This is a genomic window from Microbacterium ginsengiterrae (assembly GCF_014205075.1).
Classification (GTDB): Bacteria; Actinomycetota; Actinomycetes; order Actinomycetales; family Microbacteriaceae; genus Microbacterium; species Microbacterium ginsengiterrae.
Genome location: NZ_JACHMU010000001.1, coordinates 1,705,053 through 1,727,689, shown reverse-complemented (window position 1 = coordinate 1,727,689; position 22,637 = coordinate 1,705,053). Strand labels below are relative to the sequence as shown.

The 22,637-nt window shown below is 66.9% G+C and carries 22 protein-coding genes and 1 tRNA gene; 15 read left to right on the top strand and 8 right to left on the bottom strand.

Annotated features, from left to right (window positions below):
• Position 1 precedes the first annotated feature (1 nt).
• Genes HD600_RS08565 through HD600_RS08540 form a run of 6 tightly spaced genes read left to right on the top strand, consistent with a single transcriptional unit; the run spans position 2 to position 5,600 of the window.
• Positions 2-1,015 (top strand): ABC transporter permease subunit, encoded by a 1,014-nt coding sequence (locus HD600_RS08565; RefSeq protein WP_184282981.1) that lies wholly within the window; start codon positions 2-4, stop codon positions 1,013-1,015.
• A gap of 14 nt (positions 1,016-1,029) precedes the next feature.
• Complete coding sequence (locus HD600_RS08560; protein ID WP_184282979.1) at positions 1,030-2,073, top strand: ABC transporter permease; 1,044 nt, start codon at positions 1,030-1,032, stop codon at positions 2,071-2,073.
• On the top strand, positions 2,070-2,633 hold the full coding sequence (locus tag HD600_RS08555; RefSeq protein ID WP_184282977.1) for an RpiB/LacA/LacB family sugar-phosphate isomerase: 564 nt from the start codon (positions 2,070-2,072) through the stop codon (positions 2,631-2,633). Before HD600_RS08560 ends, HD600_RS08555 begins: the two co-directional genes overlap by 4 nt.
• Before the next feature lie 17 nt (positions 2,634-2,650).
• The gene (locus HD600_RS08550) at positions 2,651-3,403 is read left to right on the top strand and encodes a glutamine amidotransferase (protein WP_184282975.1); all 753 of its coding nucleotides are present in this window, start codon (positions 2,651-2,653) and stop codon (positions 3,401-3,403) included.
• Positions 3,376-4,809: a rhamnulokinase gene (locus tag HD600_RS08545; RefSeq protein WP_241731651.1), complete on the top strand. Its 1,434-nt coding sequence runs from the start codon at positions 3,376-3,378 to the stop codon at positions 4,807-4,809. Before HD600_RS08550 ends, HD600_RS08545 begins: the two co-directional genes overlap by 28 nt.
• A 29-nt stretch (positions 4,810-4,838) precedes the next feature.
• Positions 4,839-5,600, top strand: coding sequence for a class II aldolase/adducin family protein (locus HD600_RS08540; protein ID WP_184282973.1), 762 nt, complete (start codon positions 4,839-4,841; stop codon positions 5,598-5,600).
• Positions 5,601-5,642: 42 nt separating this feature from the next.
• On the opposite strand, the gene HD600_RS08535 is transcribed toward HD600_RS08540, so the two are convergent.
• From HD600_RS08535 to HD600_RS08525, 3 genes are all read right to left on the bottom strand, one after another.
• Positions 5,643-7,145 (bottom strand): MFS transporter, encoded by a 1,503-nt coding sequence (locus HD600_RS08535; RefSeq protein WP_241731650.1) that lies wholly within the window; start codon positions 7,143-7,145, stop codon positions 5,643-5,645.
• A 135-nt stretch (positions 7,146-7,280) separates the two neighbouring features.
• The gene (locus HD600_RS08530; RefSeq protein ID WP_184282971.1) at positions 7,281-8,066 is read right to left on the bottom strand and encodes an ABC transporter permease; all 786 of its coding nucleotides are present in this window, start codon (positions 8,064-8,066) and stop codon (positions 7,281-7,283) included.
• Positions 8,066-8,815, bottom strand: a complete 750-nt coding sequence (locus HD600_RS08525) for an ABC transporter ATP-binding protein (protein ID WP_184282970.1) — start codon at positions 8,813-8,815, stop codon at positions 8,066-8,068. Before HD600_RS08525 ends, HD600_RS08530 begins: the two co-directional genes overlap by 1 nt.
• Before the next feature lie 112 nt (positions 8,816-8,927).
• Here HD600_RS08525 and HD600_RS08520 point away from each other — a divergent pair, with 112 nt between their 5' ends.
• From HD600_RS08520 to HD600_RS08510, 3 genes are read left to right on the top strand one after another with little or no spacing between them, the layout of a single operon-like run.
• The gene (locus tag HD600_RS08520; protein WP_184282968.1) at positions 8,928-10,118 is read left to right on the top strand and encodes a sensor histidine kinase; all 1,191 of its coding nucleotides are present in this window, start codon (positions 8,928-8,930) and stop codon (positions 10,116-10,118) included.
• On the top strand, positions 10,115-10,771 hold the full coding sequence (locus tag HD600_RS08515) for a response regulator (RefSeq protein WP_184282966.1): 657 nt from the start codon (positions 10,115-10,117) through the stop codon (positions 10,769-10,771). Before HD600_RS08520 ends, HD600_RS08515 begins: the two co-directional genes overlap by 4 nt.
• A 57-nt stretch (positions 10,772-10,828) precedes the next feature.
• Positions 10,829-11,869, top strand: a complete 1,041-nt coding sequence (locus HD600_RS08510) for a 1-aminocyclopropane-1-carboxylate deaminase (RefSeq protein ID WP_184282964.1) — start codon at positions 10,829-10,831, stop codon at positions 11,867-11,869.
• Positions 11,870-11,902: 33 nt separating this feature from the next.
• Here the strand turns inward: HD600_RS08510 and HD600_RS08505 are convergent.
• A tRNA-Ser gene (locus HD600_RS08505) sits at positions 11,903-11,994 on the bottom strand.
• 264 nt (positions 11,995-12,258) lie between these two features.
• On the opposite strand from HD600_RS08505, the gene HD600_RS08500 reads away from it, so the two are divergent.
• The 6 genes from HD600_RS08500 (at position 12,259) to HD600_RS08475 (ending at position 17,747) form a co-directional block, all read left to right on the top strand.
• A complete protein-coding gene (locus HD600_RS08500) occupies positions 12,259-12,453 on the top strand; it encodes a ferredoxin (protein WP_144794698.1) in 195 nt (64 codons plus the stop codon).
• Entirely contained in the window at positions 12,450-13,679 is a 1,230-nt protein-coding gene (locus tag HD600_RS08495; protein ID WP_184282961.1) for an NAD(P)/FAD-dependent oxidoreductase, read from the top strand. Before HD600_RS08500 ends, HD600_RS08495 begins: the two co-directional genes overlap by 4 nt.
• Before the next feature lie 53 nt (positions 13,680-13,732).
• Positions 13,733-14,986: a cytochrome P450 gene (locus HD600_RS08490; protein WP_184282959.1), complete on the top strand. Its 1,254-nt coding sequence runs from the start codon at positions 13,733-13,735 to the stop codon at positions 14,984-14,986.
• A 17-nt stretch (positions 14,987-15,003) separates the two neighbouring features.
• Positions 15,004-15,870 (top strand): helix-turn-helix domain-containing protein, encoded by an 867-nt coding sequence (locus tag HD600_RS08485; protein WP_184282957.1) that lies wholly within the window; start codon positions 15,004-15,006, stop codon positions 15,868-15,870.
• 156 nt (positions 15,871-16,026) lie between these two features.
• Positions 16,027-17,007 carry an aldo/keto reductase gene (locus HD600_RS08480; RefSeq protein WP_144794691.1) on the top strand — a complete coding sequence of 327 codons (981 nt, stop codon included), beginning with the start codon at positions 16,027-16,029 and terminating at the stop codon, positions 17,005-17,007.
• Positions 17,004-17,747, top strand: a complete 744-nt coding sequence (locus tag HD600_RS08475; RefSeq protein WP_144794689.1) for a creatininase family protein — start codon at positions 17,004-17,006, stop codon at positions 17,745-17,747. Before HD600_RS08480 ends, HD600_RS08475 begins: the two co-directional genes overlap by 4 nt.
• Positions 17,748-17,811: 64 nt before the next feature.
• Here HD600_RS08475 and rhaS read toward each other — a convergent pair whose 3' ends face one another.
• The 4 genes from rhaS to HD600_RS08455 are packed head-to-tail and all read right to left on the bottom strand — an operon-like array spanning position 17,812 to position 22,513.
• Positions 17,812-18,855 (bottom strand): rhamnose ABC transporter substrate-binding protein, encoded by a 1,044-nt coding sequence (rhaS, locus tag HD600_RS08470; protein ID WP_184282955.1) that lies wholly within the window; start codon positions 18,853-18,855, stop codon positions 17,812-17,814.
• A gap of 60 nt (positions 18,856-18,915) precedes the next feature.
• Positions 18,916-19,974 (bottom strand): ABC transporter permease, encoded by a 1,059-nt coding sequence (locus HD600_RS08465; RefSeq protein WP_184282953.1) that lies wholly within the window; start codon positions 19,972-19,974, stop codon positions 18,916-18,918.
• Positions 19,971-21,002 carry an ABC transporter permease gene (locus HD600_RS08460; RefSeq protein WP_260980424.1) on the bottom strand — a complete coding sequence of 344 codons (1,032 nt, stop codon included), beginning with the start codon at positions 21,000-21,002 and terminating at the stop codon, positions 19,971-19,973. The genes HD600_RS08465 and HD600_RS08460 overlap by 4 nt, the downstream gene beginning before the upstream one ends.
• Positions 20,999-22,513, bottom strand: coding sequence for an ATP-binding cassette domain-containing protein (locus HD600_RS08455; RefSeq protein WP_184282951.1), 1,515 nt, complete (start codon positions 22,511-22,513; stop codon positions 20,999-21,001). Before HD600_RS08455 ends, HD600_RS08460 begins: the two co-directional genes overlap by 4 nt.
• Between the last annotated feature and the right edge of the window lie 124 nt (positions 22,514-22,637).

Sequence of the window (22,637 nt, the reverse complement as noted above, 5' to 3'; positions counted from 1 at the left end):
CGTGCAGAGTCTCATCCACCGGATGCTGCGGGCGAACGAGTTCTATCTGCTTCTCGTGATCGTCGCGCTGAGCCTCATCATCCAGGCCCGCAGCGGGCAGTTCTTCAGCGCGAACAACATCGTCGACCTCGCGAACGCGATGGTCGTCCCCGGAATCTTCGCGGTGGGAGCGTTCCTCGTTCTCGTCTCGGGCGGCATCGACGTGTCCTTTCCGGCGCTGGCATCGCTCGCCGTGTACGCGACCACTCGGATCCTCGTGGACGCCGGCTGGAGCGGCGGGGTGTGGCTCCCGTTCCTCCTCGCGATCGCGTTCGGGGCAATTCTGGGTGCGTTCAACGGCCTGTTCACATCCCGGATCGCCGTACCGGTGCTGATCATCACGCTCGGCACGGCCAACGTCTTCTCGGGATTCATGCAAGGTGCGCTCGGGTCGGTGCAGATCCCGAACATCCCCGCCGGGATGAGCGAGTTCGGTCGCGCGACGCTCTTCGTCGCAACGAACCCCGCTTCGGGATTGACCTCGAACATGCCGGTGTCGTTCCTGCTGCTAATCGCGGTCGTCGTCGGCGCCTTCCTGCTTCTGCGCTACACGAAGTTCGGGCGCGGCATCTACGCGATCGGTGGCGATGAGAGCGCCGCTTCTCGAGCCGGGTTCAACGTCCGCCGCATCAAGTTCTGGCTGTACGTCATCGTCGGAATGACCGCCGCCATCGCAGGGCTCGTCCGCACCAGCATGATGGAGCAGATGCACCCCACCAACCTCCTCGGTATGGAGCTGATGGTCATCGCCGCGGTCGTCCTCGGTGGGACCGCGATCACCGGCGGGACAGGAACCCTCACCGGCGCGATGCTGGGCACTCTTCTGATCGTCATCGTGCAGAACAGCATGATCCTCGTCGGCATCCCCACTTTCTGGCAGGGATTCGCACTCGGCGTACTCATCATCGTCGGCACCGGAATATCTGCCGTCCAGTTGACACGTCGTTCCCGCAAGCGCTCCGCGGCGCTGGTCTGAGAACGGAATCGAACATGTACTCCACAGGCACCACCTCTCCCCGACCGAGGCTTGCTGTGCTGCGCGACCAGCACGTCGTCCGGCTGGCCGCAGTACTGGCCTTGCTGCTGATCTTCTTCGCTGTGATGAAGCCGCAGTATTTCTTCGGCCCGGCGACCTGGCAGTCGATGGCCGTCCAGTTCCCGGAGTTCGCGCTGATGGCACTCGGCGTGATGCTCACCATGATTCTCGGAGGGATCGATCTCTCCGTCGTGGGCGTCGCCAACATGACCGCCATCGGGAGCGCTTCACTGATGCTGGCCATCGCCCCCACCGGAGCGGATGCCGGCCAGGGCCATCTCGCCGTCGTCTGCGCGATCGTGTTCTCGCTCGTCCTCGGTGCCGCGGCCGGCGCGTTCAACGGTTTCCTCGTGGCCAAGGTGAGGATCCCCGCGATCCTCGTCACTCTCGGCACCTTCGAGCTGTTCACCGGCGTCGCCATCATCATCAGCGCGGGGAAACCGATCAGTGGTCTGCCTCCGCAGTACGCGGAGGTGATGGCCGCCCGAGTCGCGGGCATCCCGATGCCACTGGTCATCTTCGTCGTCGTCGCTGCGCTCATCGGGCTCCTCATGACCAAGACCGCGTTCGGCACGAAGCTCTACATGCTCGGTTCCAACGAGACTGCCGCCAACTTCAGCGGGCTGAAGACGACCAGTCTCATCATCCGCACGTACATGCTCTCCGGAATCCTGGCCAGCGCGGCCGGCCTCGTGATGCTCGCGAACTACAACTCCGCGAAAGCCGACTACGGTTCCACGTACACACTGCTGGCGGTCCTCATCGTCGTGCTCGGAGGGATCAACCCGAACGGCGGTTCCGGGCGACTCACCGGGGTGATCCTGGCCGTGGTCGTGCTGCAGGTGCTCTCGTCGCTGCTGAACACCTTCCCCAACATCAGCAACTTCTACCGACCGCTCATCTGGGGTGGCGTGCTGCTGCTCGTGATCGTCGTCAACCAGTGGGACAAACGCGGCAACCTCATGAGGCTGCTGCGATGGAAAGGAACTCAGTCATGAGACTCGTCAAGGACCGCCATGTCGTCGTGGGAGCTGATTTCGCGGGCTTCCCGCTCAAGGAGGCGGTGAAGAAGCACCTCGAGGAACGCGGGTGGACCGTCGAGGACGTGACGCCATCCAAGGACGACACCCCCATGTACCACCGTGTGGGGTTCATGCTGGGCTCGAAGATCGCCGAACGCGAGTACGAGAAGGCCCTCGCGTTCTGCGGTTCCGGCATGGGAATCCACATCGCGGCGAGCAAGTGCCCACACGTGCATGCCGCGGTATGCGAAAGCGTGCCGGCGGCCAAGCGCGCCTCGACGGCGAACAACGCCAACCTGCTTGCGATGGGCGGTTTCTTCATCGCCCCGCGCCTGGGCAAGGCCATGGCGGATGCGTTCCTGGACAACGCGTTCGGCGCCGGGTATGAGGACTGGGACGGCTTCGAGGAGTACCACCGGATCGGATACGACGAATGCGAAGGATTCGACTACGAGGCCTACCGCGCCAACGGGTACAGCGTGCCTCATCCACGTGAGGCTGCGCTCGGACCGGAGCCGCGCGGACTGGCGTTCTGACCGGTTGAGGAGACGACATGGCACAGGTCCTGCTGGCGGGCGAATCATGGTCGACCACCACCATCCACACCAAGGGCTTCGACACCTTCACCACTTCGTCGTACGGTGAAGGTGCAGCCGACTTCATCAGCGCCCTCGAGACACGCGGTCACGCTGTCGAGTTCCAGCCCAACCATGTCGCGGCCGAACGGTTCCCGTCCGATCGCGCGGCTCTCGCCGACATCGATGTGGTCGTGCTCAGCGATATCGGGTCGAACACCCTGCTCTTGCCGGACGGCGTCTTCTCCCGCGGAGAGCGCTTTCCGAACCGGCTGCAGCTCCTGGTCGACTGGGTCCGCGACGGCGGTGCTCTGCTGATGGTCGGTGGGTATCTCAGCTTCCAGGGGATCGAAGGGAAAGCGAATTACCGCGGAACAGCGCTCGCCGACATCCTCCCTGTCGAGATGGAGATCGGCGACGACCGAGAAGAGACCCCGCAGGGGGAGCAGCCGCGCGTCGTCGCTCAGCACGCGATCACCCACGGGCTGGATCCGCACTGGCCGCACATTCTCGGTCATCACAGGGTTCGGCCGCGCCCCGGGGCAGAGGTACTGGTCGAAGCGGGCGCGCACCCGCTTCTCCTCGTCGACGACGAAGGCGCTGGGCGGGTCGCTGCGTTCACGAGCGATATGGGCCCACATTGGCTGCCGCCGGAGTTTCTGGCCTGGAGCGGGTCCGCAACCATGTGGTGCAACCTGGTCGAATGGCTCGCCGAAGGCCGTCGCGGATGAATCCGAGCTTCGCGGCGCTGGACTTCGGCGCCACGAGCGGGCGGGTGATCATCGGAGAGCTGGAGTCGGGTCGCGTCCGTATGCGCGAGGCGGGGCGGTTCGCCAACTCACCTGTCACGATCGGCGGACGCATGCATTGGGACGTGCTCTCCCTGTGGGACAGCGCCATCACCCACTTGCGCGACGCGGTGCGAGCGGACCGCGGACTGCTCTCGGTCGCAACCGATACCTGGGGGGTGGACTACGGACTCTTCCGTCGCGGGCGGATGCTGAGCAACCCCGTGCATTACCGCGACGAGCGCACGTTGGAGCAGGTCGATCGCGTGCACGCGCGCGTGGCGGCCGCCGAGATCTACGCCATCGCGGGGACCCATTCGCTGCCGATCAACACGATCTATCAGCTGGCATCCGACGCGTCCGAAGGCGCGATCGAGTGTGCCGACACAGCTCTGCTGATGCCTGATCTGTTCACGTACTGGCTCAGCGGTGAGCGCATCGCGGAGCGCACGATCGCCTCGACGACCTCGCTGATGAATGCTCGCACGGGCGAGTGGGACGCTCGACTGCTGCAGGCCGCAGAGACAGATGCGACTCTTCTGCCGCCCATCGTCCCTCCCGGCACCTCTCTCGGCGCCGCCACGGCCGAGGTCGCAGAGGCCATCGGCACGTCGGTCGAGGTCGTGGCAGTCGGCGCCCACGACACGGCGTCCGCGGTGGCCGCGATCCCGATGACAGGAGAAGGCTCCGCGTTCGTCTCCTGCGGAACGTGGGGGCTGGTCGGGGTGGAGCGAGACGAACCGGTGCTCACCGAACGGTCTCGGACGGCGGGTTTCACGAACGAGTCGGGCATCGACGGCCGCCACCTCCTGATGCGCAACGGCATGGGCTTGTGGATGCTGAGTGAGTCCATCCGACTGTGGGAGACTGAGCGCGGCCCCGTCGATCTGCTGTCGTTGCTCGCCGCTGCGGGGACGGTCGACCGCCGACTCGCCGTTGTCGACGTCGACGATCCCGTCTTTCAGACGCCAGGTGACATGCCGGCGCGGATCGCCGCATGGTGCGCGGAGCGCGGGCTGCCTATGCCCGTCGGAATGGCCGAGACCGCGCGTTGCATCATCGATTCCCTCGCGCAGTCGTTCGCCGACGCAGCGCTGGAGTCCACCTCTCTCACCGGCCAGACGCTCGCCCGCATCCATATCGTCGGCGGCGGCTCGCGCAACGCGTTGCTGTGTCAACAGCTGGCCGCGCGTGCCGGTGTGCCGGTGTTCGCCGGCGCTGACGAATCGACGGCACTCGGCAACATCCTCGTGCAGGCCCGCGCGATGGGTGAACTGAGTGGAACGCTGGATGACCTTCGCGCCGTCGCGGCGCGCACGGTTGCACCCAAACGATACGCCCCCCGATGACCCCCACCGCAGGAAAGAGACCAGCACGCATGAACGCTCGCGTCAGCCCGAACCTCGTCAGCGCGGAGCTGATCGAACTCACCCGCCGCCTCGGCCTCCCGGAGCGGGACCTCGTGATCCTGGCTGAGGGGAACACGAGTGAGCAGATCGACGACAGGACGCTCGTCGTGAAGGCCTCTGGGTCTTCGATGGCGGACGCGACGGCTGACACGTTCGTCGCTGTCGATCAGGAGGAGCTTCTGCGCATCCTGCGCGACCCGGGCATGAGTCAGGACGACCTGACGACTGCGCTCACGGCGGCGACCGGGATCAGGGCATCGATCGAGTCACTCGTGCATGTCGCCGTCAGGGCGTTCGGGCCGAAGAGGTACGTCGCGCACACGCACCCCACGGATGTCGTGGCGCTGTTGGCAAGCGCAGAGGCCGAGACATCGTTCGCATTGCCGGTGTACTCCGAGGAGTACATGATTCTCGGACGCCCGCTGTTCGTCCCCTACGCGCAGCCGGGCATGGAACTCGGCCGGGTCTTCCTGGATCTCTTGGGCGAGTACGTCACGGAGCATGGCGAGCTGCCATCGCTCGTCTTGCTGGGCAACCACGGCATCGTCGCGATCTCCGACACTGCGGCCGGCGTTGAGGCCATCTCGCTGATGGCCGTCAAGAGCGCGCGCGTACGTCTGGGAGCGCGTGCGGCAGGCGGTGTCGCACCGTTGGATGCCGCCACGATCGCGTCATACTTCGACCGCCCGGACTTCCGCGAGCGCCGGGCAGGTCTCGCAGGTACCCAGTAGAGCCGTGGCTGCTGCGTCAGTACCTGACTCCGCACACCGAAATCATCCGTCCGTAGCCGAGGGGCTCTCGGCCTTCTTGCTCTTGCCCTTCCCTGCCTTCTCCTGCTCTTCGGAGACGAGCGAGAGCGGGTCGGCGATGTCCTCCAGCGACTTGCCCGCGGCGCTGACGCCGAAGATCCCGCAGATCACTCCGCCGAAGATCATCACGGCCGATCCGAGCACGTAGCCCCAGAACAACGGGGTGCGGTCGGTGCCGTCGCCGATGAACGACCCGTACAGCGTGGGCGCGATCGCGCCGACGGCCTGTCCGATCGAGAAGACGTAGGAGATCACCTGGCTGCGCAGCTCGAGCGGGAAGATCTCGCTGACCGTCAGGTAGGCAGCGGATGCGCCGGCCGACGCGAAGAAGAACGAGGCGCACCAGAAGATCGTCTGCGTCGTCGCGTTGAGGACGCCGGCGTTGAAGAGGAAGGCGCTCACGAGCAGGATGAGACCGGCCATGACGTACGTGCCGAACAGCATCCGCCTGCGGCCCCACGTGTCGAAGAAGTGTCCGAGCACGAGCGCACCGGTGAGGTTGCCGACGGCGAAGACGATGAAGTACGTTCCGGCCGACGCCGGAGGAGTGTCGTAGAAGTTCTCCAGGACGAGCGCGTACGTGAAGAAGATCGCGTTGTAGAGGAACGACTGGGTGACCATCATGGTCACCCCGACGAACGTACGGCGCGGGTACTGCTTGAACAGGACCTTCGCGATGACCATGAACGGCACCCGGCCGTACTCCTTGACGGTGATCGCCTTCGACTCGTCGACAGGAGGGATCTCTTCACCCTCCTTGCGGATGCGATCCTCGATCTCGGAGACGTTGCGCTCGGCCTCCTCCTCACGGCCGTGGGTCATCTGCCAGCGCGGGCTCTCGGGGATGTGGCGGCGCATGTAGATCAGCAGCAACCCGAGGACAGGGCCGACGAAGAAGCTCAACCGCCACCCGATGTCCTGCGCGAAGATGTCGGTGTTGAGGAAGAACACGCTCGCGACCGCTCCCAACGCCGCGCCGCCCCAGTAGGTGCCGTTGATAGCGATGTCGACGCGTCCGCGGTACTTCGACGGGATGATCTCGTCGATCGCGGAGTTGATCGCGGCGTACTCTCCGCCGATCCCGGCGCCGGCGACGAACCGCCAGATGTAGAAGAACCACGGGGCGAAGGAGAGGCCTGCGATCGCGCTGCCGATCAGGTAGACAGCGAGCGAGATGAGGAAGAGCTTCTTGCGGCCGAGCTTGTCGGTGAGCCGGCCGAACACGAGAGCGCCGCAGACCTGACCGAGCAGGTAGAAGGTGCCGGCCATGCCCACTTCGACCGCGCCCATGTCGAGCGTCTTGGCGAACCCGTTCGCCGCGACGATCTGCACCTCCAGGCCGTCGAGAATCCACGAGAATCCCAATCCGACGACGATCAGCCAGTGGAACCGGGACCACGGCAGTCGGTCCATCCGCGCCGGAACGAGTGACATGACTTCTTTGACCTTCGCCGCCGGTGATGACATGCGCGATCCTCCCTCTGAGAAGGACCCTCACCGGATCCCTGAGCATTTCTACTCCTGCTCACGGATCTGCGGAGAAGGGTTGACCGGGCACCCGCTCGGGTGTACATCCGCCTGGAGGATGCACACCCGAGCCGCTCACTCCCAGCGGAACAGTGCCGCGGCGACACCGATCCCGAGGATCGTCGTCGCAGCGAGGCTCGCCCAGTTCTGCAGGCTCACCTGTTCGCCCTGCCAGGTCGCCTGGAAGGCCTCGACCGCAGCGCCGAACGGCAGCCATGAACCGATCTCGGACAACTGCGGCGGCAGGTTGTCCGCCGGCCCGAACATGCCCCCGAGCGCGGCCATCCCGAAGAAGGCGACCAGTCCGATGGCCGCGGCGGCATTGGGCGTCGGTGCCACCGATGCCACGATCATCCCGACCGCGTACATCGCCGTGCACAGGGCGAGGAGGACGAGCACAGCCATGGGCAGATCCTGCGGCAGCCGGGCACCGAAGAAGACGATCGCGATCCCGCAGGCGATGACGATGCCGCACACCATCTGGAGGAAGCTGACGACGATCTGCGCGATGAGCACCATCGCCGGTGAGGCCGGTGTGACCGCCAGGCGCCGGAGCACTCGCGTCTTCCGGTAGGTGGCGAGGTAACCGGGGAAGTTCATCACCGCGATGATCGTGACCACGAGGCTGAGCACGACGGGGACCGCGTAGAGGTCCAGCACGGTGATTCCCGGGCGCACCTCCTCTCTCGGGTTCTCCAGCGACAGACCGTTCATCACGAGCAGTAGCACGGGAAGTGCCAGAGGGATGATGATGTTCGCGGGATCACGGAGGATCATCCGCGCCTCGGTCTGGATCATCCGCGCCCAGGCCTTCGCGCCGGGGCGACGGGCGATGACGGGGAGCATGGTCGTCACAGTCATCAGGCGTTCTCCATCTCGTTCACGATCGATTTTCCGGTCAGACGCACGAACGCCTCCTCGAGGGTGTCGGCGGACACCTGCGTCTTCACCTGCGCCGGAGTGCCCTGGGCGATGACGCGTCCGGCGTCGATGACGGCGATCCTGTCGCAGAGTCGCTCGACCTCATCCATCGCATGACTGATGAGGATCACCGTCTGCTCCTTCAGTGACTCGATGGTCGCCCACACCCGGCGCCGCGCCGTGGGGTCCAGACCGGTCGTCAGTTCGTCGAGCATGACGACGCGTGGTCGTCCCACGAGCGCGAGCGCGATCGACAACCGCTGCTTCTGACCGCCGGAGAGCCGGGCGAACCGGGTCCGGGCCTTGTCCTGCAGCTCGACCATCGCCAGAGCGCTGTCAGCATCCAGTGGGTTCGCGTAGAAGCTCCGATAGAGGTTCACGAGTTCGCGCGCGGTCAGAGAATCGTGCAGGTTCGCCTCCTGCAACTGCACGCCGAGGACCTGCCGCACCCGGCCGACGTCGCGACGAGGGTCGATTCCGAGGATGCGCACGCTCCCTGCTGTCGGGCGCCGGAGTCCTGCGAGCATCTCGACCGTCGTCGTCTTCCCTGCTCCGTTGGTGCCGAGGATGCCGAAGGTGTCGCCGACCGGGATGCGCAGACTGATGTCGTTCACGGCCGTCTTCCTGCGATATCGCTTGACGAGATGTCGCGCGTCGACGGCGAGTGGAGTCGTTCGTTCGTTATCCATGACGGCCAGCCTGTGCGCTTCCTCCCCCCTGCACATGTGCCATCGGTCATGGCCGCGGCCGTGACTTTCGGCACCTGTGCAGCCGCCGCAGGTCCGAATAGGGTGGAGCACCATGAACCGTTTCCCGGCCACCGTCGGCGTCGGTCACAGAGCGGGCCGGCGCGCCGACGATCTGGCCCGGTATGCGATTCTCGGGCTCAGTCTCGCCGTCGGCGTGGTGACCGTGATCTCGGACGAGCTCGCCGTGCAGGGGTGGCTGTGGAGCGGCGTCCTCGTGGCATGGTTCCTGACCACCAACCTCGCCGTGAGCCGGCGCCCCGGCCGCGCGGTGCGACTCGCGCTCTACGGGTGCGCCGTCCTCGCATCATGGGCGCTGCTGTTGACGGTGTCATCCCGAGGGAGTCTCGTCGTCATCCTGCTGATCGCTGTCGCCGCCATCGGCAGTTCACTGCTCCCGCTGCCGTGGGTGCTCGCCGTGGTGACGGCGAACTGCGTCGTCGTCCTCGTCCACGCATGGTCGACCGGCGCGGACGCTCTGGATGGCATCGGCGCGTCGATCTTCTATCTGGTGATCCACCTCGCCGTCGTCTTCACCGCCTATGCGATGTCGCGTGAGGCCCTGCTGCGCGCCGAGCTCGAGCAGAAGAACGTCGCGCTCGAGGCAGCCAGTGTTCTGCTGGAGGACTCGACCGCGGCATCCGAACGGTTGCGGATCTCCCGCGACCTGCACGATTCGATCGGGCACCAGCTCACGGTCCTCAACCTGGAGTTGACGGCCGCCCGGCATCGTCTCGACGCCGACGCCGACCTGCAGCGTGAGGGGCCGGCCGTCCGCGCGCACGTCCGACGTGCGGGCGGCGTGGCGAAGGATCTGCTCACCGACGTGCGCACGACGGTCGGCGAATTGCGTGCGGCTGGTCCCGTCGATCTCCGTCGGGACCTGGAACGCCTGGCGCGCGCTGTTCCGAGTCTGCAGATCCACGTCGCGGTCGACGAGGGCATCGATGCCGGCGAGCAGACCTGCGCCGCCGTCGTGCGTGCGGCGCAGGAGATCATCACCAACACCATCAAGCATGCCGAAGCCACGGAACTGGAACTGGAACTGGTACGGGAGGAGGATCGGTTGGTCCTCCGCGGGGCCAACGACGGCACGATCCCGGCCGGCATCACACCGGGGCACGGCCTCACCGGACTGTCGGAGCGTCTCGCCCTCCTCGGCGGGGAACTCGTCATCCGCACCACCGACCAGTTCACCGTCGAGGCCCGGCTGCCCCTGGACCCGGAGCGGCGGGCTCCACGATGACCGGCGCTGCTCCGCGTGTCGTTGTCGTCGACGACCAGACACTGGTCCGCCAGGGCATCCGTACGCTGCTCGAACTGGCGGGTGTCGATGTGGTCGGCGAGGCATCCGACGGGGCCGAGGCGATCCGCGTGTGCGCAGAGCTTTCCCCCGACGTGGTGCTGTTGGATCTTCGGATGCCGGCCTACGACGGCATCTGGTTCCTCGAGCAACGGGCTCGCGAGGGGCTGCACGTCCCCACCCTCATCCTCACGACCTTCGATGACGACGCCCTGGTGATCGACGCGTTGCGCGCCGGTGCGCAGGGATACCTTCTCAAGGACGTCACGGTCGAGCAGCTCTCCCACGCGGTGGCGTCGCTCGCCGACGGGGGAACGTTGATCGGCCCATCGATCACGGACGGTCTGGTGCGCTTCATCCGCTCCGGCCCGCCTCCCAACGGAGCAAGGGGCGACATCGTCGAAGACCTCACCGATCGTGAGATCGAGGTCCTGCGTCTGGTGGCCGAGGGCTATTCCAACAGCCAGATCGCCGGCCTCATCCACCTCGCGGAGGGAACCGTGAAGAACCACATCTCATCCGTCCTCGCGAAACTCGGTGCGCGCGACCGCACGAACGCCGTGTTGCGCGCCATCCGCGAAGGGATGCTGGGCTGATACGCGCATCCTGATACGACCTGCCGGTGATCGCGCCGAATGCAATATATTGGCAACATGTCGGTCACAGACTTTCCTCGCTACCCGCTCACCTTCGGCCCCAGCCCGGTCCACCCCCTGACCAGGCTGAGTCATCACCTCGGCGGCGCCTCCATCTGGGCGAAGCGCGAGGACTGCAACTCCGGTATCGCATTCGGCGGCAACAAGACCCGCAAGCTGGAGTACATCGTCCCCGATGCGCTCGCACAGGGCGCCGACACCCTGGTCTCCATCGGCGGATACCAGTCGAACCACACCCGCCAGGTGGCGGCCGTGGCCGCACACCTGGGTCTGAAGGCCGTCCTCGTGCAGGAGAAGTGGGTGGACTGGCCGGATGCCGTCAACGATCGGGTCGGGAACATCCTGCTCAGCCGGATCACGGGAGCGGAGGTGCGCCTCGATCCCGCCGGCTTCGGCATCGGCTTCAAGGACTCCTGGAAGCGAGCGCTCGACGACGTCGCCGAACGCGGCGGTAAGCCCTACGCGATCCCAGCCGGCGCCTCCGACCACCCGCTCGGCGGCCTCGGATTCGCCAACTGGGCCCACGAGGTCGCCCAACAGGAACAGGAGCTCGGCGTGTTCTTCGACACGATCGTCGTGTGCTCGGTGACGGGCTCAACGCACGCCGGAATGATCGCCGGGTTCGCGGCCCTCGAGGACGCAGGCGGTCGACCGCGGCGCGTGATCGGCATCGATGCCAGCGCGAAGATCGACGAGACGCGGGATCAGGTCGAGCGGATCGCGCGTGCGACCTCGGGACTCATCGGTGTCGAACGAGAGCTGCGCGCCGACGAGATCACCGTGCTCGAGGGCTGGGCAGGAGACCTGTACGGCATCCCCGTGGAGTCGACGATCGATGCGATCCGACTCACCGGCCAACTCGAGGGGATGATCATCGACCCCGTCTACGAGGGGAAGTCGATGGCCGGTCTGATCGACCTCGTCCGCACCGGCGACATCCCTCGAGACTCGAACGTGCTGTACGCGCACCTCGGCGGGCAGCCGGCGCTCAACGCGTACAGCGCGCTGTTCACGAACAGTGAGCCGCTGCCGGTGTGACGGAGCCCGATCAGCTTCTGATCAGGGATTTCATGGCGGAGACGGAGGGATTTGAACCCTCGGTCCCCGTGAGGGGACTCCACCTTAGCAGGGTGGTGCACTAGGCCTGACTATGCGACGTCTCCAGGCATCCGACCCCAGGGGTGCAGATGCACTCAGTAATCATAACGGGTTGCGGCAGTGCGGTCGAACCACACCCACCTCGGTGGAGGATGTCGGATCCAGCATCGCAGGGCGGCGCCGCCGCGCACAGCATCGGCCATGGTTGTCCAGTCCATGTTCTGGGCGAACCGAGCATGGGAATCCACGCTCCGCGCGACTTGAATGACCAGTGCGGGCAAGCTCGTCGCTGACGCTGCACCGCACCCATCGACAACGAAGGAGCATCGATGAGCATCGCAGTCCAGACCGGAGCATGCGTCGGCGCAGGACAGTGCGCCCTGGTCGCCCCCGACGTCTTCGACCAGGATGACGACGGGATCGTCCTGCTGCTCGAGCCGGACCCTCAGGGCGCCGATCTCGATGCGGCGACAAAGGCCGTCAGGCTCTGCCCCGCGCGCGCGATCAGCCTGACCGCGGCATGAGCAGCCCCGCACGAGTCGTCATCGTCGGGGCCTCCATCGGCGGGCTGACGGCTGCGGAGACGCTGCGCCAGGAGGGCTTCGACGGCGAGATCGTGCTCGTCGGCGATGAGCCACACCTCCCCTACACACGCCCGCCGCTGTCGAAGCAGATCCTTCTCGGCGACTGGACTCCGGCGCACGCGACGATCCTCACAGCCGGCCAGCTCGACGATCTGCACATCGAGATTCGCACGGGATGCAGCGCCGTCGGCCTCGACACGGAAGCGCGCGTCCTGCAGACGTCGGCGGGGTCGATGCCCTACGACGAGCTGATCATCGCCACCGGCACCATGCCGCGTTCGCACCCGCTCATCCCTTCGGCGTCGTTGCGCACGATGGACGACGCGATCCGCGTGCGCGACCGGATGGAGGCCGCACGCCGCGTGGCCGTCGTCGGATCCGGCATCCTCGGATCAGAGGTCGCCTCCGCGGCACGCGCGCGCGACGCGGAGGCGCTGCTCATCGGCCGTTCCGGCATCCTCAGCTTCGGCGGCGCCGGCACGCTCCTGGATGCACAGCTCCGCAGCCTGCACGTCGCGAACGGCGTCGAGCTCGCGCTTCGCACGCGCATCCTCGCCGCACGCTCCACGGAGTCCGGCACCACGGAGCTCGTCTTCGAGGACGGCAACGCGCAGACCTTCGACCTCGTCGTGACGATGATCGGCAGCATCCCCTGTACCGACTGGTTGGCATCGTCGTCGCTCGACGTGACCGATGGAATCGGCTGCGACCCCCACGGGTCCGCGGCCGACGGCGTCTGGGCGGTCGGCGACGTCGCCGCATGGTTCGATCCGGTGCGTGGGCGCCGGGTGCGCATCGAGCACCAGAGCAACGCGATCGAGCAGGCGATCGGAGTCGCCACCCGGATCGTGCACGGCACCGACTCTCCTCAACCGGTTCCGCTCTTCTGGTCGGAGATCCACGGCGCGCGCATCCAGGCATATGGCCGCTTCGCGCCGGAACGACCGCTCGAGGACATCTCCGACGGCGACGGGACAGGGCCCGTCTACGCCAGCAGGGACGCGGCAGGAGAAGTGCGCGGAGTCATCGGCTGGAACACCCCGCCCCGCGCCTTCCGCGATGCACGCGCCGCAGTCGTCACGGCCGCCCCCGACCTCATCACGCACCCCACCACCACCCCGTCCCCCGCTGTCGTCCCGCCCCCCGCTCTCGTTCCGAACCCGTGAGCACCGAACACCCGAGCATCCCGAATGCCCGAGATCCCGAAGGAAACAGATCGATGACGATCCCCGCCCAGTGCCCATTCCTCGCCCGCTCCCTCCCCGGCGACGGAACGCCACTGACACCCTCCCCTCAGCTCGCGGAGTGGCGCGAGGCCGGCGCCTTCGTGCCGCTGGACTTCCAGGACGGGCACGAGGGCCTCGTCGCGACCCGATACGACGCGGCCGTCGCGGTCCTACAGGACCCCCGCTTCAGCATGCGACCGTCCCGGATGCCGGTCGGCCCTCCCGCGCACGGCGAGGAGGACAAGGCCGAGAGCGCCGCCGTGCCGCTCGAGGCACCGGGTGAACTGGATGCCGCGGGTCAGGCATCCGACGATCTCAACCTGCTCAACCTCGACGGCGATGTGCACTCCCGGCTCCGTCGCGCCGTGACGGCCCGGTTCTCCGTGCGGCAGGCCCGCGCTCGCGAACCGTGGATCCGCGGGATGATCGCAGAGCAGATCCAGAAGCTGCGCGAGCGCGGCCCCGAGGCGGACCTGTGGCGCGACTACGGCATGCCGATCTCCGCGCGGACTCACTGCCACGTGATCGGCATCCCGGAGCACCACTACGAGACGTTCGTCTCGCTGTTCGTCGAAGAGTCCACGGCCCAGCAGAAGTACGACTTCATCCGCGCCCTGCTGGAGGAGCGTCGGGATGACCCGGGCGAGGATGTGATCTCCGATCTCCTCCGCAATGAGGACCTCAGCAGGGTCGAGATCGAGGCGCTCCTGCGGCTCCTCATGGGCGCGGGACGCGACTCCGTCGCGTATCTGATCGCCACCGCTTCGGTCGCCATCCTGACGCACCCCGATCAGCTCGCCGTGCTCCGCGAGGACCCGGAGAGGATCCGCGCCGCGGTCGAGGAGTTCATGCGCACCGGCGCGATGTTCGTCACGCTTTTCGCGCGCACGGCGACCGAGGACATCGAGATCGAGGGCACGACCATCCCGTCGGGAACCTCCGTCGCCGTCTCCCCCGTGGCTGCCAACCGCGACCCCGGTCATTGGGGCGACGACGCGGAGAGTTTCGACGTGTCGCGCGACGCCTTCGGTCACCTCGGCTTCGGCTACGGTATCCACGGCTGCATCGGTCAGCAGGTCGCCAGGGTGGAGATCCGTGAGGCCATCGCCGCACTCATCGAGTCCTTTCCCGACATCGCGCTCATCGACGCCGACCAGCTTCGGCCGCAGCCGTTCGCGCACCCCGTCGCCGTGTACGAGGCCGGCACGGTGTCGGTCCGCCTGGAGGGTGCTCCGACACCCGCGTGAGACCTACCATTGTCGATGTGACGCTGCTGCCCTCCGACGACGACCCGATGGTCGTCGGAGCCAACTGGTACCGCTTCACCTCGGGCGAGCAGATCATCAACCCGCACGTGATGAGCGTCTCGTTCATCTGGATCGTCAGCGGCGGCGGAGAGATCCGCGCCGGCGGGCAGACGTTCGCCGTCGACGCGCAGCACGTGATCCGCCTTCCCTGGCACCATCACGTCGAGTATCGCGCCAACCGTCGAGGGCCGTTCCACATCGGCACGCTGCACGTCGTCCCGCGGTACGACCGAACAGGTGAGGTCGTGCCCCGCGTGGCGCACCTCCCCGGTGATCCACTGCTCGACGACACGGCTCGGCACGGCGACCCCACCGCGTTCCGCCCCGGCCTGTCGACGATGCGCAACGCCGCCGCACGGCGAATCACCGACTACGGCACGATCGCGATCGAACGTCTCGGCGAGGGCGCATTCGACGAGGAGTACTTCCGGGCGCTCGGACGCCTCATCATGTTCGAGAACGCCGCGTGGGCCGACACGCATGCCCAGCAGACCACCCTGCCCGGATCGCTCGAGCTCATGATGACTTTCATCCGACACCACATCGCCGAGCCGCTCACCGTCGCGCGCGTCGCGGAGGCCGCGCGGTGCAGCGAGACCACGGCACAGCGTCTGTTCACCCGGCACACCGGCGAGTCCATGCAGGCCTGGATCCGGCACACGCGTCTCCGTGAGGCGGGGAGCCTCCTGCGCACGACCGGCATGCGCGTCAGCGAGGTGGCGCATCTGGTCGGTTACCCCGATCCGCTCTACTTCTCGCGGGCCTTCCGGAGAGCGTACGGAGTCGCTCCGACGCAGTTCGTCCGCGAGACCATGCGTCCCTGACGCCGCTCGGAGTCACCGGCGGACATCGACCTGGGCCGGTGCTCGTCCAGTCCATGTTTCGGCGTTCACACCACCTTCGACCCGCCCCCCGCGGTGCGTAGATTCGACACATCGTCGCGCAGAGCGCGCGCCCGAGCGTGAAGGAGCGCACACCACATGACCGTTCATCGTCGACCCTTCGGCCGCACCGGATGGGACATCAGCGAGGTGTCCTACGGCGCCTGGCAACTCGGCGGACAGTGGGGGCATGTCGACGACGATGCCTCGGTCCGCTCGCTGCTGACCGCGTACGAGTCCGGCATCAACTTCGTCGACACCGCCCAGATGTACGGGTCCGGGCACAGCGAGGAAGTCATCGGCCGGTCGCTGCGGGAGTGGCGCGGCGAGCGCATCTACGTCGCCTCCAAGGTGCAGCCGCCGAAATGGCCGCACCCCTCGGTCGACGATCCGGACATCGCCGCAGCGTACCGTCCCGAGTATCTGCGCGACCAGGCCGAACAGTCCCTGCGCAGGCTCGGCGTCGAGCGCATCGACCTGTACCAGTTGCACTGCTGGATGCCGAGCGGGATGCGCGACCTCGGATGGCTCGAGACCCTCCACGAGTTGCGCGACGAAGGCAAGATCGACCGCATCGGCGTCTCCCTTCGCGATTACCGTGCCGACGAGGGCGTCGCACTCGCGGAGTCCGGCCTCGTCGACTCGATCCAGGTCATCCACAACATCTTCGAACAGCGACCGGAGGAGGCCCTCTACCCCGCGGCGGCAGCGTCCGGGACCGCGATCATCGTCAGGGTGGCGCTGGACTCGGGCTCCCTCAGCGGCGCGTGGACGCCGGACACGTACGACCAGTGGGAGGACGATTCCGTGGTGAAGACGATGTTCCGGGGTGAGCGCTTCACCGAGACGCTCGCACGGGTCGAGGCCATCAAAGCCGTCACCGCACCGCACTACGCCGGTCTCGACGAAGCCGCCATCCGCTTCGTGCTCGATCGACCGGAGGTGTCCACCGCGATCGTCGGCATGAGCTCAGACCGCCGGATCGCGCGCAACCTCTCCTTCGCCGACGGACGCGGCCTGGTCAGCGGCCTTCGCGAGCAGCTCGCACCGTTCAACTGGGAAAGGAACTTCTACGTATGAGCACAAAGAGCGCCGCCGCAGAGCGCCTCACTCCGGCGCAGATCGAAGAGCGCCTCGATCACGCGTCCGTCGCCTACCTGCCTCTCGGATCGTTGGAGTTCCACGGGCCGCACCTGCCGATCGGTCTCGACGCCCTCACCGCACACGGCATCTGCCTTGCCGCCGCCGAACAGTACGGGGGCATCGTGCTGCCTCCCTACTACCAGGCGGTCGGCGGCGAGCACACGGTGTACCCGTGGACGCTGATGAGCGGCGCGCCCGATGCGATCGAGACGCTTCTCGGGGAGACTCTGTCTCGCCTGAGCGCGCTCGGCGTCCGCCGCGCCGTGCTGTTCAGCGGCCACTTCGCCGATGAGCAGCGCGATCTCGTGACGCGCGTCGCCGGATCGTGGAACGCGCGGGACGCGACGATGCACGCGGTCGCCCGCACGCTGGGACAGGCGCCGGAACCTCCCGTGGCCCCCGACCACGCCGGACGTTTCGAATCACTCGTGCTCCACGCGCTGCACCCCGAGCTCGTCGATGTGACGACTCTGCCCGACGCCAGGACCCATCCGGCGCCGGCGGGCGAGGACCCGTACGGACCGGACCGGCACCGCCCGGACCACCCGCTCCACGGGATCTTCGGAGCGGACCCCCGCGACCTCGACATCGACACCGCGGATCCCCTGTTCACGCACCTCGTGTCGTGGGTGGCGGGTCTCGCCGACGAAGGCCGAGAGACGACAGTCTCGATCTGAGGCGTCCACACGAGGAAACCCCCGGCCGCGAGCGGCCGGGGGTTTCCTCGTCAGACTGGTCGACTCAGAAGTCGAAGTCGCCGATGTTGTCCGCGTCGAACACGTACGGGTCGCCCAGCAGCACCGTCGAGTCGGCGCCGACCGTGTACGAGCCGAGCTTTCCGGCCTCGAAGGTGTCGCCCTCTGCGCCGGTGATCTCTCCGGTGATCAGCGCAGCCGCGGCGTACGCCGACAGGTAGCCGAGGTCCTCGGGGTTCCACAGCGCGAACGCGGTGACCGTGCCGTCCTCGATGTACTCGCGCATCTGGTTGGGCGTGCCGAGACCGGTCAGAGCGACCTTGCCCTTGTAGTCCGAGGTGGACAGGTAACGGGCAGCTGCCGAGATGCCGATCGTGGTCGGCGAGACGATGCCCTTCAGGTTCGGGTGCGACTGCAGCACGGCTGCGGTCTTGTCGAACGAGATCTGCTCGTCGTCATCGCCGTAGACGACCTCGACGAGCTCGATGTTCGGGTGGTCCGCCTCCAGAAGCTCCTTCATCTTGTCGATCCAGGCGTTCTGGTTCGTGGCGTTGGCCGTGGACGAGACGATGGCGATCTCTCCCTCGTCACCGATCTGCTCGGCGATGAGATCGACCTGCACCTGGGCGATGCCGTCCGCGGTGGCCTGGTTGACGAACAGGTCGCGGCATTCCGGGTTCGTGTCGGAGTCGAAGGTGACGACCTTCACACCGGCGTCGCGGGCCTCGTTGAGCGCATCGCAGATGGCCTTCGGGTCGTTCGCCGAGACGACGAGCGATCCGACACCCTGCTGGGTCGCGGTGTTGATGTAGCTCACCTGGGTGTCAGGGCCCGACTCCGCGGGGCCGACTTCCGAGAAGTCGCCGCCGAGTTCGTCGACGGCGGCGAGGCCGCCCTTGCTGGACGTGTCGAAGTACGGGTTGCCGAGGCTCTTGGGCAGGAAGGTGATCGCGAGGTTCTCGCTGTCGCCGCCGGAGGCGTCACCGGAGTCGCCGTTCGAGCCACCGGTGTCGGCGCAGCCGGCCAGGACCAGCGTTGCTGCCACGAAGGCAGCGGCCACGGCGGCCACACGCTTGTGTGCAAACTTCATTGTTCATTCCTTTCGGGCGGAAGACCGCGGCGGGTACCGACGGTCAGGGGCGCAGCGTCGTCATGATGCTGTGGGTGCTGCGACGGAGGTGGGAGGTCCTGTTCTGCTTCGGACCTTCTGGAGCCAGGCGAACACGCTCGCGCTGACCACGGACACCACCAGCAGCGTGCCGGTGATGACGTTGATGACGTCGGAGGTGACGTTGGCCAGGCGCAGCGCGCTGGAGAGGACGCCGATCAGGAGGACGGCGGCCACGACGCCGTAGAGCTGTCCTCGGCCCCCGAAGACGGAGACACCGCCGAGGACGACCGCGGCGATCACCTGCAGTTCGAGCCCGGTCGCGTTGTCTCCTCGCGCATTACCGAAGCGGAGCGTGTAGAAGATCCCGGCGAAGGCGGCGACGAGACCCGCGGCCATGAACAGCAGGAACTTCGTGCGCTCGATGTGCACGCCGGAGAAGCGGGCGGCATCCTTCGACTGTCCGATGGCGTAGATGCCGCGACCGAACGGAGTGAAGTGCAGCACGACGACGAAGATCGCCAGGAGGATCAGGAACGGGATCATGATGTAGGGGATCGTCGTCCCCGCGATCTTCGCCTTCGCGAGCGCCGTCCAGGCTTCGGGGAAGTCGGTGACCGCAGTGGTGCCGAGCAGCCCGACCGCCAGTCCGCGGAACAGCGCGAGGGTACCGATCGTCACCGCGAGCGACGGCAGTCCGATCACGGTCACGAGGAAGCCGTTGAGCGCGCCACCGATCATGCCGACCAGGAGCGCGGCGATCGCGGCGACCTCGAAGGGCAACCCCATGTGGACGCCGGCGCCGGTGACGACACTCGCAAGGCCCACCATGCTGCCGACGGACAGGTCGATCTCGCCGGTGATCATGATGAGGGCCATGGGCAACGCGATCAGCAGGATCGGTGCGACGTCGAGGAGCAGGTAGTTGAGGGTGATGGGCTGAGCGAATCCGCGCACGGTCGCCATGGAGTAGGCGACGACGAGGATCAGCAGCCCCGCGATGGCGGCTTCCGGAGTGAAGAGCACACGCCGCCATGCCGGCTTGGCGAAGTCGCGCGACACGCGATTGGTGGTCGTGGTCGGGGTGGCCGTGGTGGTCATGACTCGTCCCTCGATTCGATGAGTCGCTGTCTCTGTCGCACGGCGAGCCAGCGGTCGAGCACGATGGCGCCGATGATGAGCACGCCGACGACGGCGCGTTGCCAGAAGTCCGGGATGCCGAGGATCGGCAGCGCACGGTTGATCGTCATCAGCAGCACAGCGCCGATCGCCGCGCCCCAGATGGTGCCGATGCCGCCGGTGATCGCGACGCCGCCGATGACAGCCGCGCCGACCGCGTCGAGTTCCCAGCCCGCACCGGCCTGCGAGCTGACCGTGCCGTATCGGGCGACGTAGAAGACACCCGCGAGACCGGCCAGCGCGCCCGAGAGCACGAACGCGCTGAGCACGCGACGCGTGACGCCGAGCCCGTACAGTTCCGCGGCAGCCGGGTCGGAGCCGATCGCATAGTACTCACGACCACCGCGGGTGTTGCGCATGTACCAGGCGGCGAAGGCGAGGATGATGACGGCCACGATCGTGAGGATCGGGATGGTCAGCACCTGCCCCGTCCCGATCGCGAGGAATTCCCGGGGGATATCGGACGCGTTCACCCTGGTGGAACCCGCCCACATCACGTTGATGCCGCGGTAGGCGTAGAGGGTGCCGAGGGTGATCACCATGGCGGGGACCCGGGCGAACGCGACGAGAGCACCGTTGATGAGGCCGAGGACTCCGCCGAACAGCACCGCGAGCAGGATGACGACGGGAATGGGCAGCCCGGGGGCGTCGATGAACAGCCGCCCGGTGAGATAGGCCGACAGCCCCATCACCGAGCCGACCGAGAGGTCGACGTTGCGCGTGATGATGACGATCGCCTGACCGGCGGCGACGAGCATCAGGATCGACGGGGTGAGCAGGAGGTCGCGCCACCCGTCTGCGGAGAAGAGGAAGCTCGGATTCGCGGAGGTGGCGGCGATGACGACGACGGCGAGCGCGATGAGGATGCCGAACTCCCGGGCCTTGCCGAGCGCGCCGATGTGCTTGGTGATCCCCGAGACGGGGATGCGGGTGGTGGGAGAGGAAGTCACGAGTGCTGCTCCGATGCGTGGGTGGCGGCGAACATCACGTTCTCGCTGGTGGCGTCCGCCCGGTCGATCTCCGCGGTGATCCGCCCTTCTCGCACCACCAGGACGCGATCGGCCATGCCGAGGACCTCCGGGAGCTCGGACGAGATCATCAGGATGCCCATTCCCTGTCCCGCGAGCTCGGAGAGGAGACGGTGGACCTCGGACTTCGTACCGACGTCGATGCCGCGGGTCGGCTCATCCACGATGAGGACATCCGGCTTCGTCGCGAGCCATTTGGCGAGCACGACCTTCTGCTGGTTCCCGCCCGACAGCGTCGCGGCGACGGTGTCCAATGCATAGGACTTCACCTCGAGGCGGCTGGCCCACTCCCGCGCGGCACGGTTCTCCATACCCGTCGTGAGCAGCCCGAAACGCGCGAGCTCACGACGGATCGCGATCGTGATGTTGCGACCGACCCCGGAGTCGATGACCAGGCCCTGCTTGCGGCGGTCCTCCGGGACGAGCGCGAGGCCCGCCCGCATGGCGTCGGTCGGACGTCCACCGCGGATACGGCGCCCACGGACGGAGACTGTGCCCTCGCGATAGGTGTCCACACCGAAGATCGCACGGGCGATCTCGCTGCGACCGGCGCCGACCAGGCCTGCGAGCCCGACGATCTCACCCGAGCGGACCGTGAAGGTGATGTCGTGGAAGACACCAGGAGTGGTGAGTCCTTCCACCTCCAGGAGCGGCTCTCCGATGACGGCATCCTGCTTGGGGAACAGATCCGTGACCTCCCGCCCGACCATCTGGCGGACCAGTTCCTGCGGGGTCGTCTCGTCGATCGGGCTCGTCGCGATGTAGGCGCCGTCGCGCATGACGGTGACGGTGTCGCACAGCGCGAACACCTCGTCGAATCGGTGGGAGATGAAGATGAGGCCGCGACCCTCGTCCCGCAGGCTGCGCGCGATCGCGAACAGACGCTCGGCCTCGACGTTCGACAGTGCCGCCGTCGGCTCGTCCATGATGAGGACCTTCGCCTCGAGTGAGACGGCCTTGGCGATCTCGATCACCTGCTGGTCGGCGATCGAGAGTCCCTCGGCGGGGCGATCGGGATCGATGGTGACACCGAGCCGGGTGAACAGACGCTCCACCTCGTGACGCATCGCCTTCCGGTCGATGCGTCCGAATCGTCCCGTGATCTGCCGTCCCATGAAGATGTTCTCGGTGACTGAGAGGTCGGGGAAGAGCGTCGGCTCCTGATAGATCACCGCGACGCCGGCGGCCTTCGACTGCGCCGTGGACGTGAAGTCCACATCCTCACCGTCGAGGCGGAACACACCGCGGTCGCGGCGGTAGAGTCCGGCGACGATCTTCACGAGCGTCGACTTGCCCGCGCCGTTCTCGCCGATGAGCGCGTGGATCGAGCCGGCGTGGAGACGGAGGTCAGCGGATCGCAGCGCGACGACGGCGCCGAAGGACTTGGCGACCTCCGAGAGCTCGAGGACCAGGGGGGCATCGCTGCTCGGCACAGGTTCCTCCTCGTTGAGGGATAGGGATCGGGTATGAATCGATTCATTTTTCGATTCAGGGCAACTGTAGGGACACACCGGGCATCGGTCAAGTCTCGAAACGGACACGGTCGTGTCTCAGAAC

Coding starts and splice junctions, on each gene's coding strand:
- HD600_RS08560 (WP_184282979.1), top strand. CDS start 1,030: ATGTACTCCACAGGCACCACCTCTCCCCGACCGAGGCTTGCTGTGCTG.
- HD600_RS08555 (WP_184282977.1), top strand. CDS start 2,070: ATGAGACTCGTCAAGGACCGCCATGTCGTCGTGGGAGCTGATTTCGCG.
- HD600_RS08550 (WP_184282975.1), top strand. CDS start 2,651: ATGGCACAGGTCCTGCTGGCGGGCGAATCATGGTCGACCACCACCATC.
- HD600_RS08545 (WP_241731651.1), top strand. CDS start 3,376: ATGGCTCGCCGAAGGCCGTCGCGGATGAATCCGAGCTTCGCGGCGCTG.
- HD600_RS08540 (WP_184282973.1), top strand. CDS start 4,839: ATGAACGCTCGCGTCAGCCCGAACCTCGTCAGCGCGGAGCTGATCGAA.
- HD600_RS08535 (WP_241731650.1), bottom strand. CDS start 7,145: ATGTCATCACCGGCGGCGAAGGTCAAAGAAGTCATGTCACTCGTTCCG.
- HD600_RS08530 (WP_184282971.1), bottom strand. CDS start 8,066: ATGACTGTGACGACCATGCTCCCCGTCATCGCCCGTCGCCCCGGCGCG.
- HD600_RS08525 (WP_184282970.1), bottom strand. CDS start 8,815: ATGGATAACGAACGAACGACTCCACTCGCCGTCGACGCGCGACATCTC.
- HD600_RS08520 (WP_184282968.1), top strand. CDS start 8,928: ATGAACCGTTTCCCGGCCACCGTCGGCGTCGGTCACAGAGCGGGCCGG.
- HD600_RS08515 (WP_184282966.1), top strand. CDS start 10,115: ATGACCGGCGCTGCTCCGCGTGTCGTTGTCGTCGACGACCAGACACTG.
- HD600_RS08510 (WP_184282964.1), top strand. CDS start 10,829: ATGTCGGTCACAGACTTTCCTCGCTACCCGCTCACCTTCGGCCCCAGC.
- HD600_RS08500 (WP_144794698.1), top strand. CDS start 12,259: ATGAGCATCGCAGTCCAGACCGGAGCATGCGTCGGCGCAGGACAGTGC.
- HD600_RS08495 (WP_184282961.1), top strand. CDS start 12,450: ATGAGCAGCCCCGCACGAGTCGTCATCGTCGGGGCCTCCATCGGCGGG.
- HD600_RS08490 (WP_184282959.1), top strand. CDS start 13,733: ATGACGATCCCCGCCCAGTGCCCATTCCTCGCCCGCTCCCTCCCCGGC.
- HD600_RS08480 (WP_144794691.1), top strand. CDS start 16,027: ATGACCGTTCATCGTCGACCCTTCGGCCGCACCGGATGGGACATCAGC.
- HD600_RS08475 (WP_144794689.1), top strand. CDS start 17,004: ATGAGCACAAAGAGCGCCGCCGCAGAGCGCCTCACTCCGGCGCAGATC.
- rhaS (WP_184282955.1), bottom strand. CDS start 18,855: ATGAAGTTTGCACACAAGCGTGTGGCCGCCGTGGCCGCTGCCTTCGTG.
- HD600_RS08465 (WP_184282953.1), bottom strand. CDS start 19,974: ATGACCACCACGGCCACCCCGACCACGACCACCAATCGCGTGTCGCGC.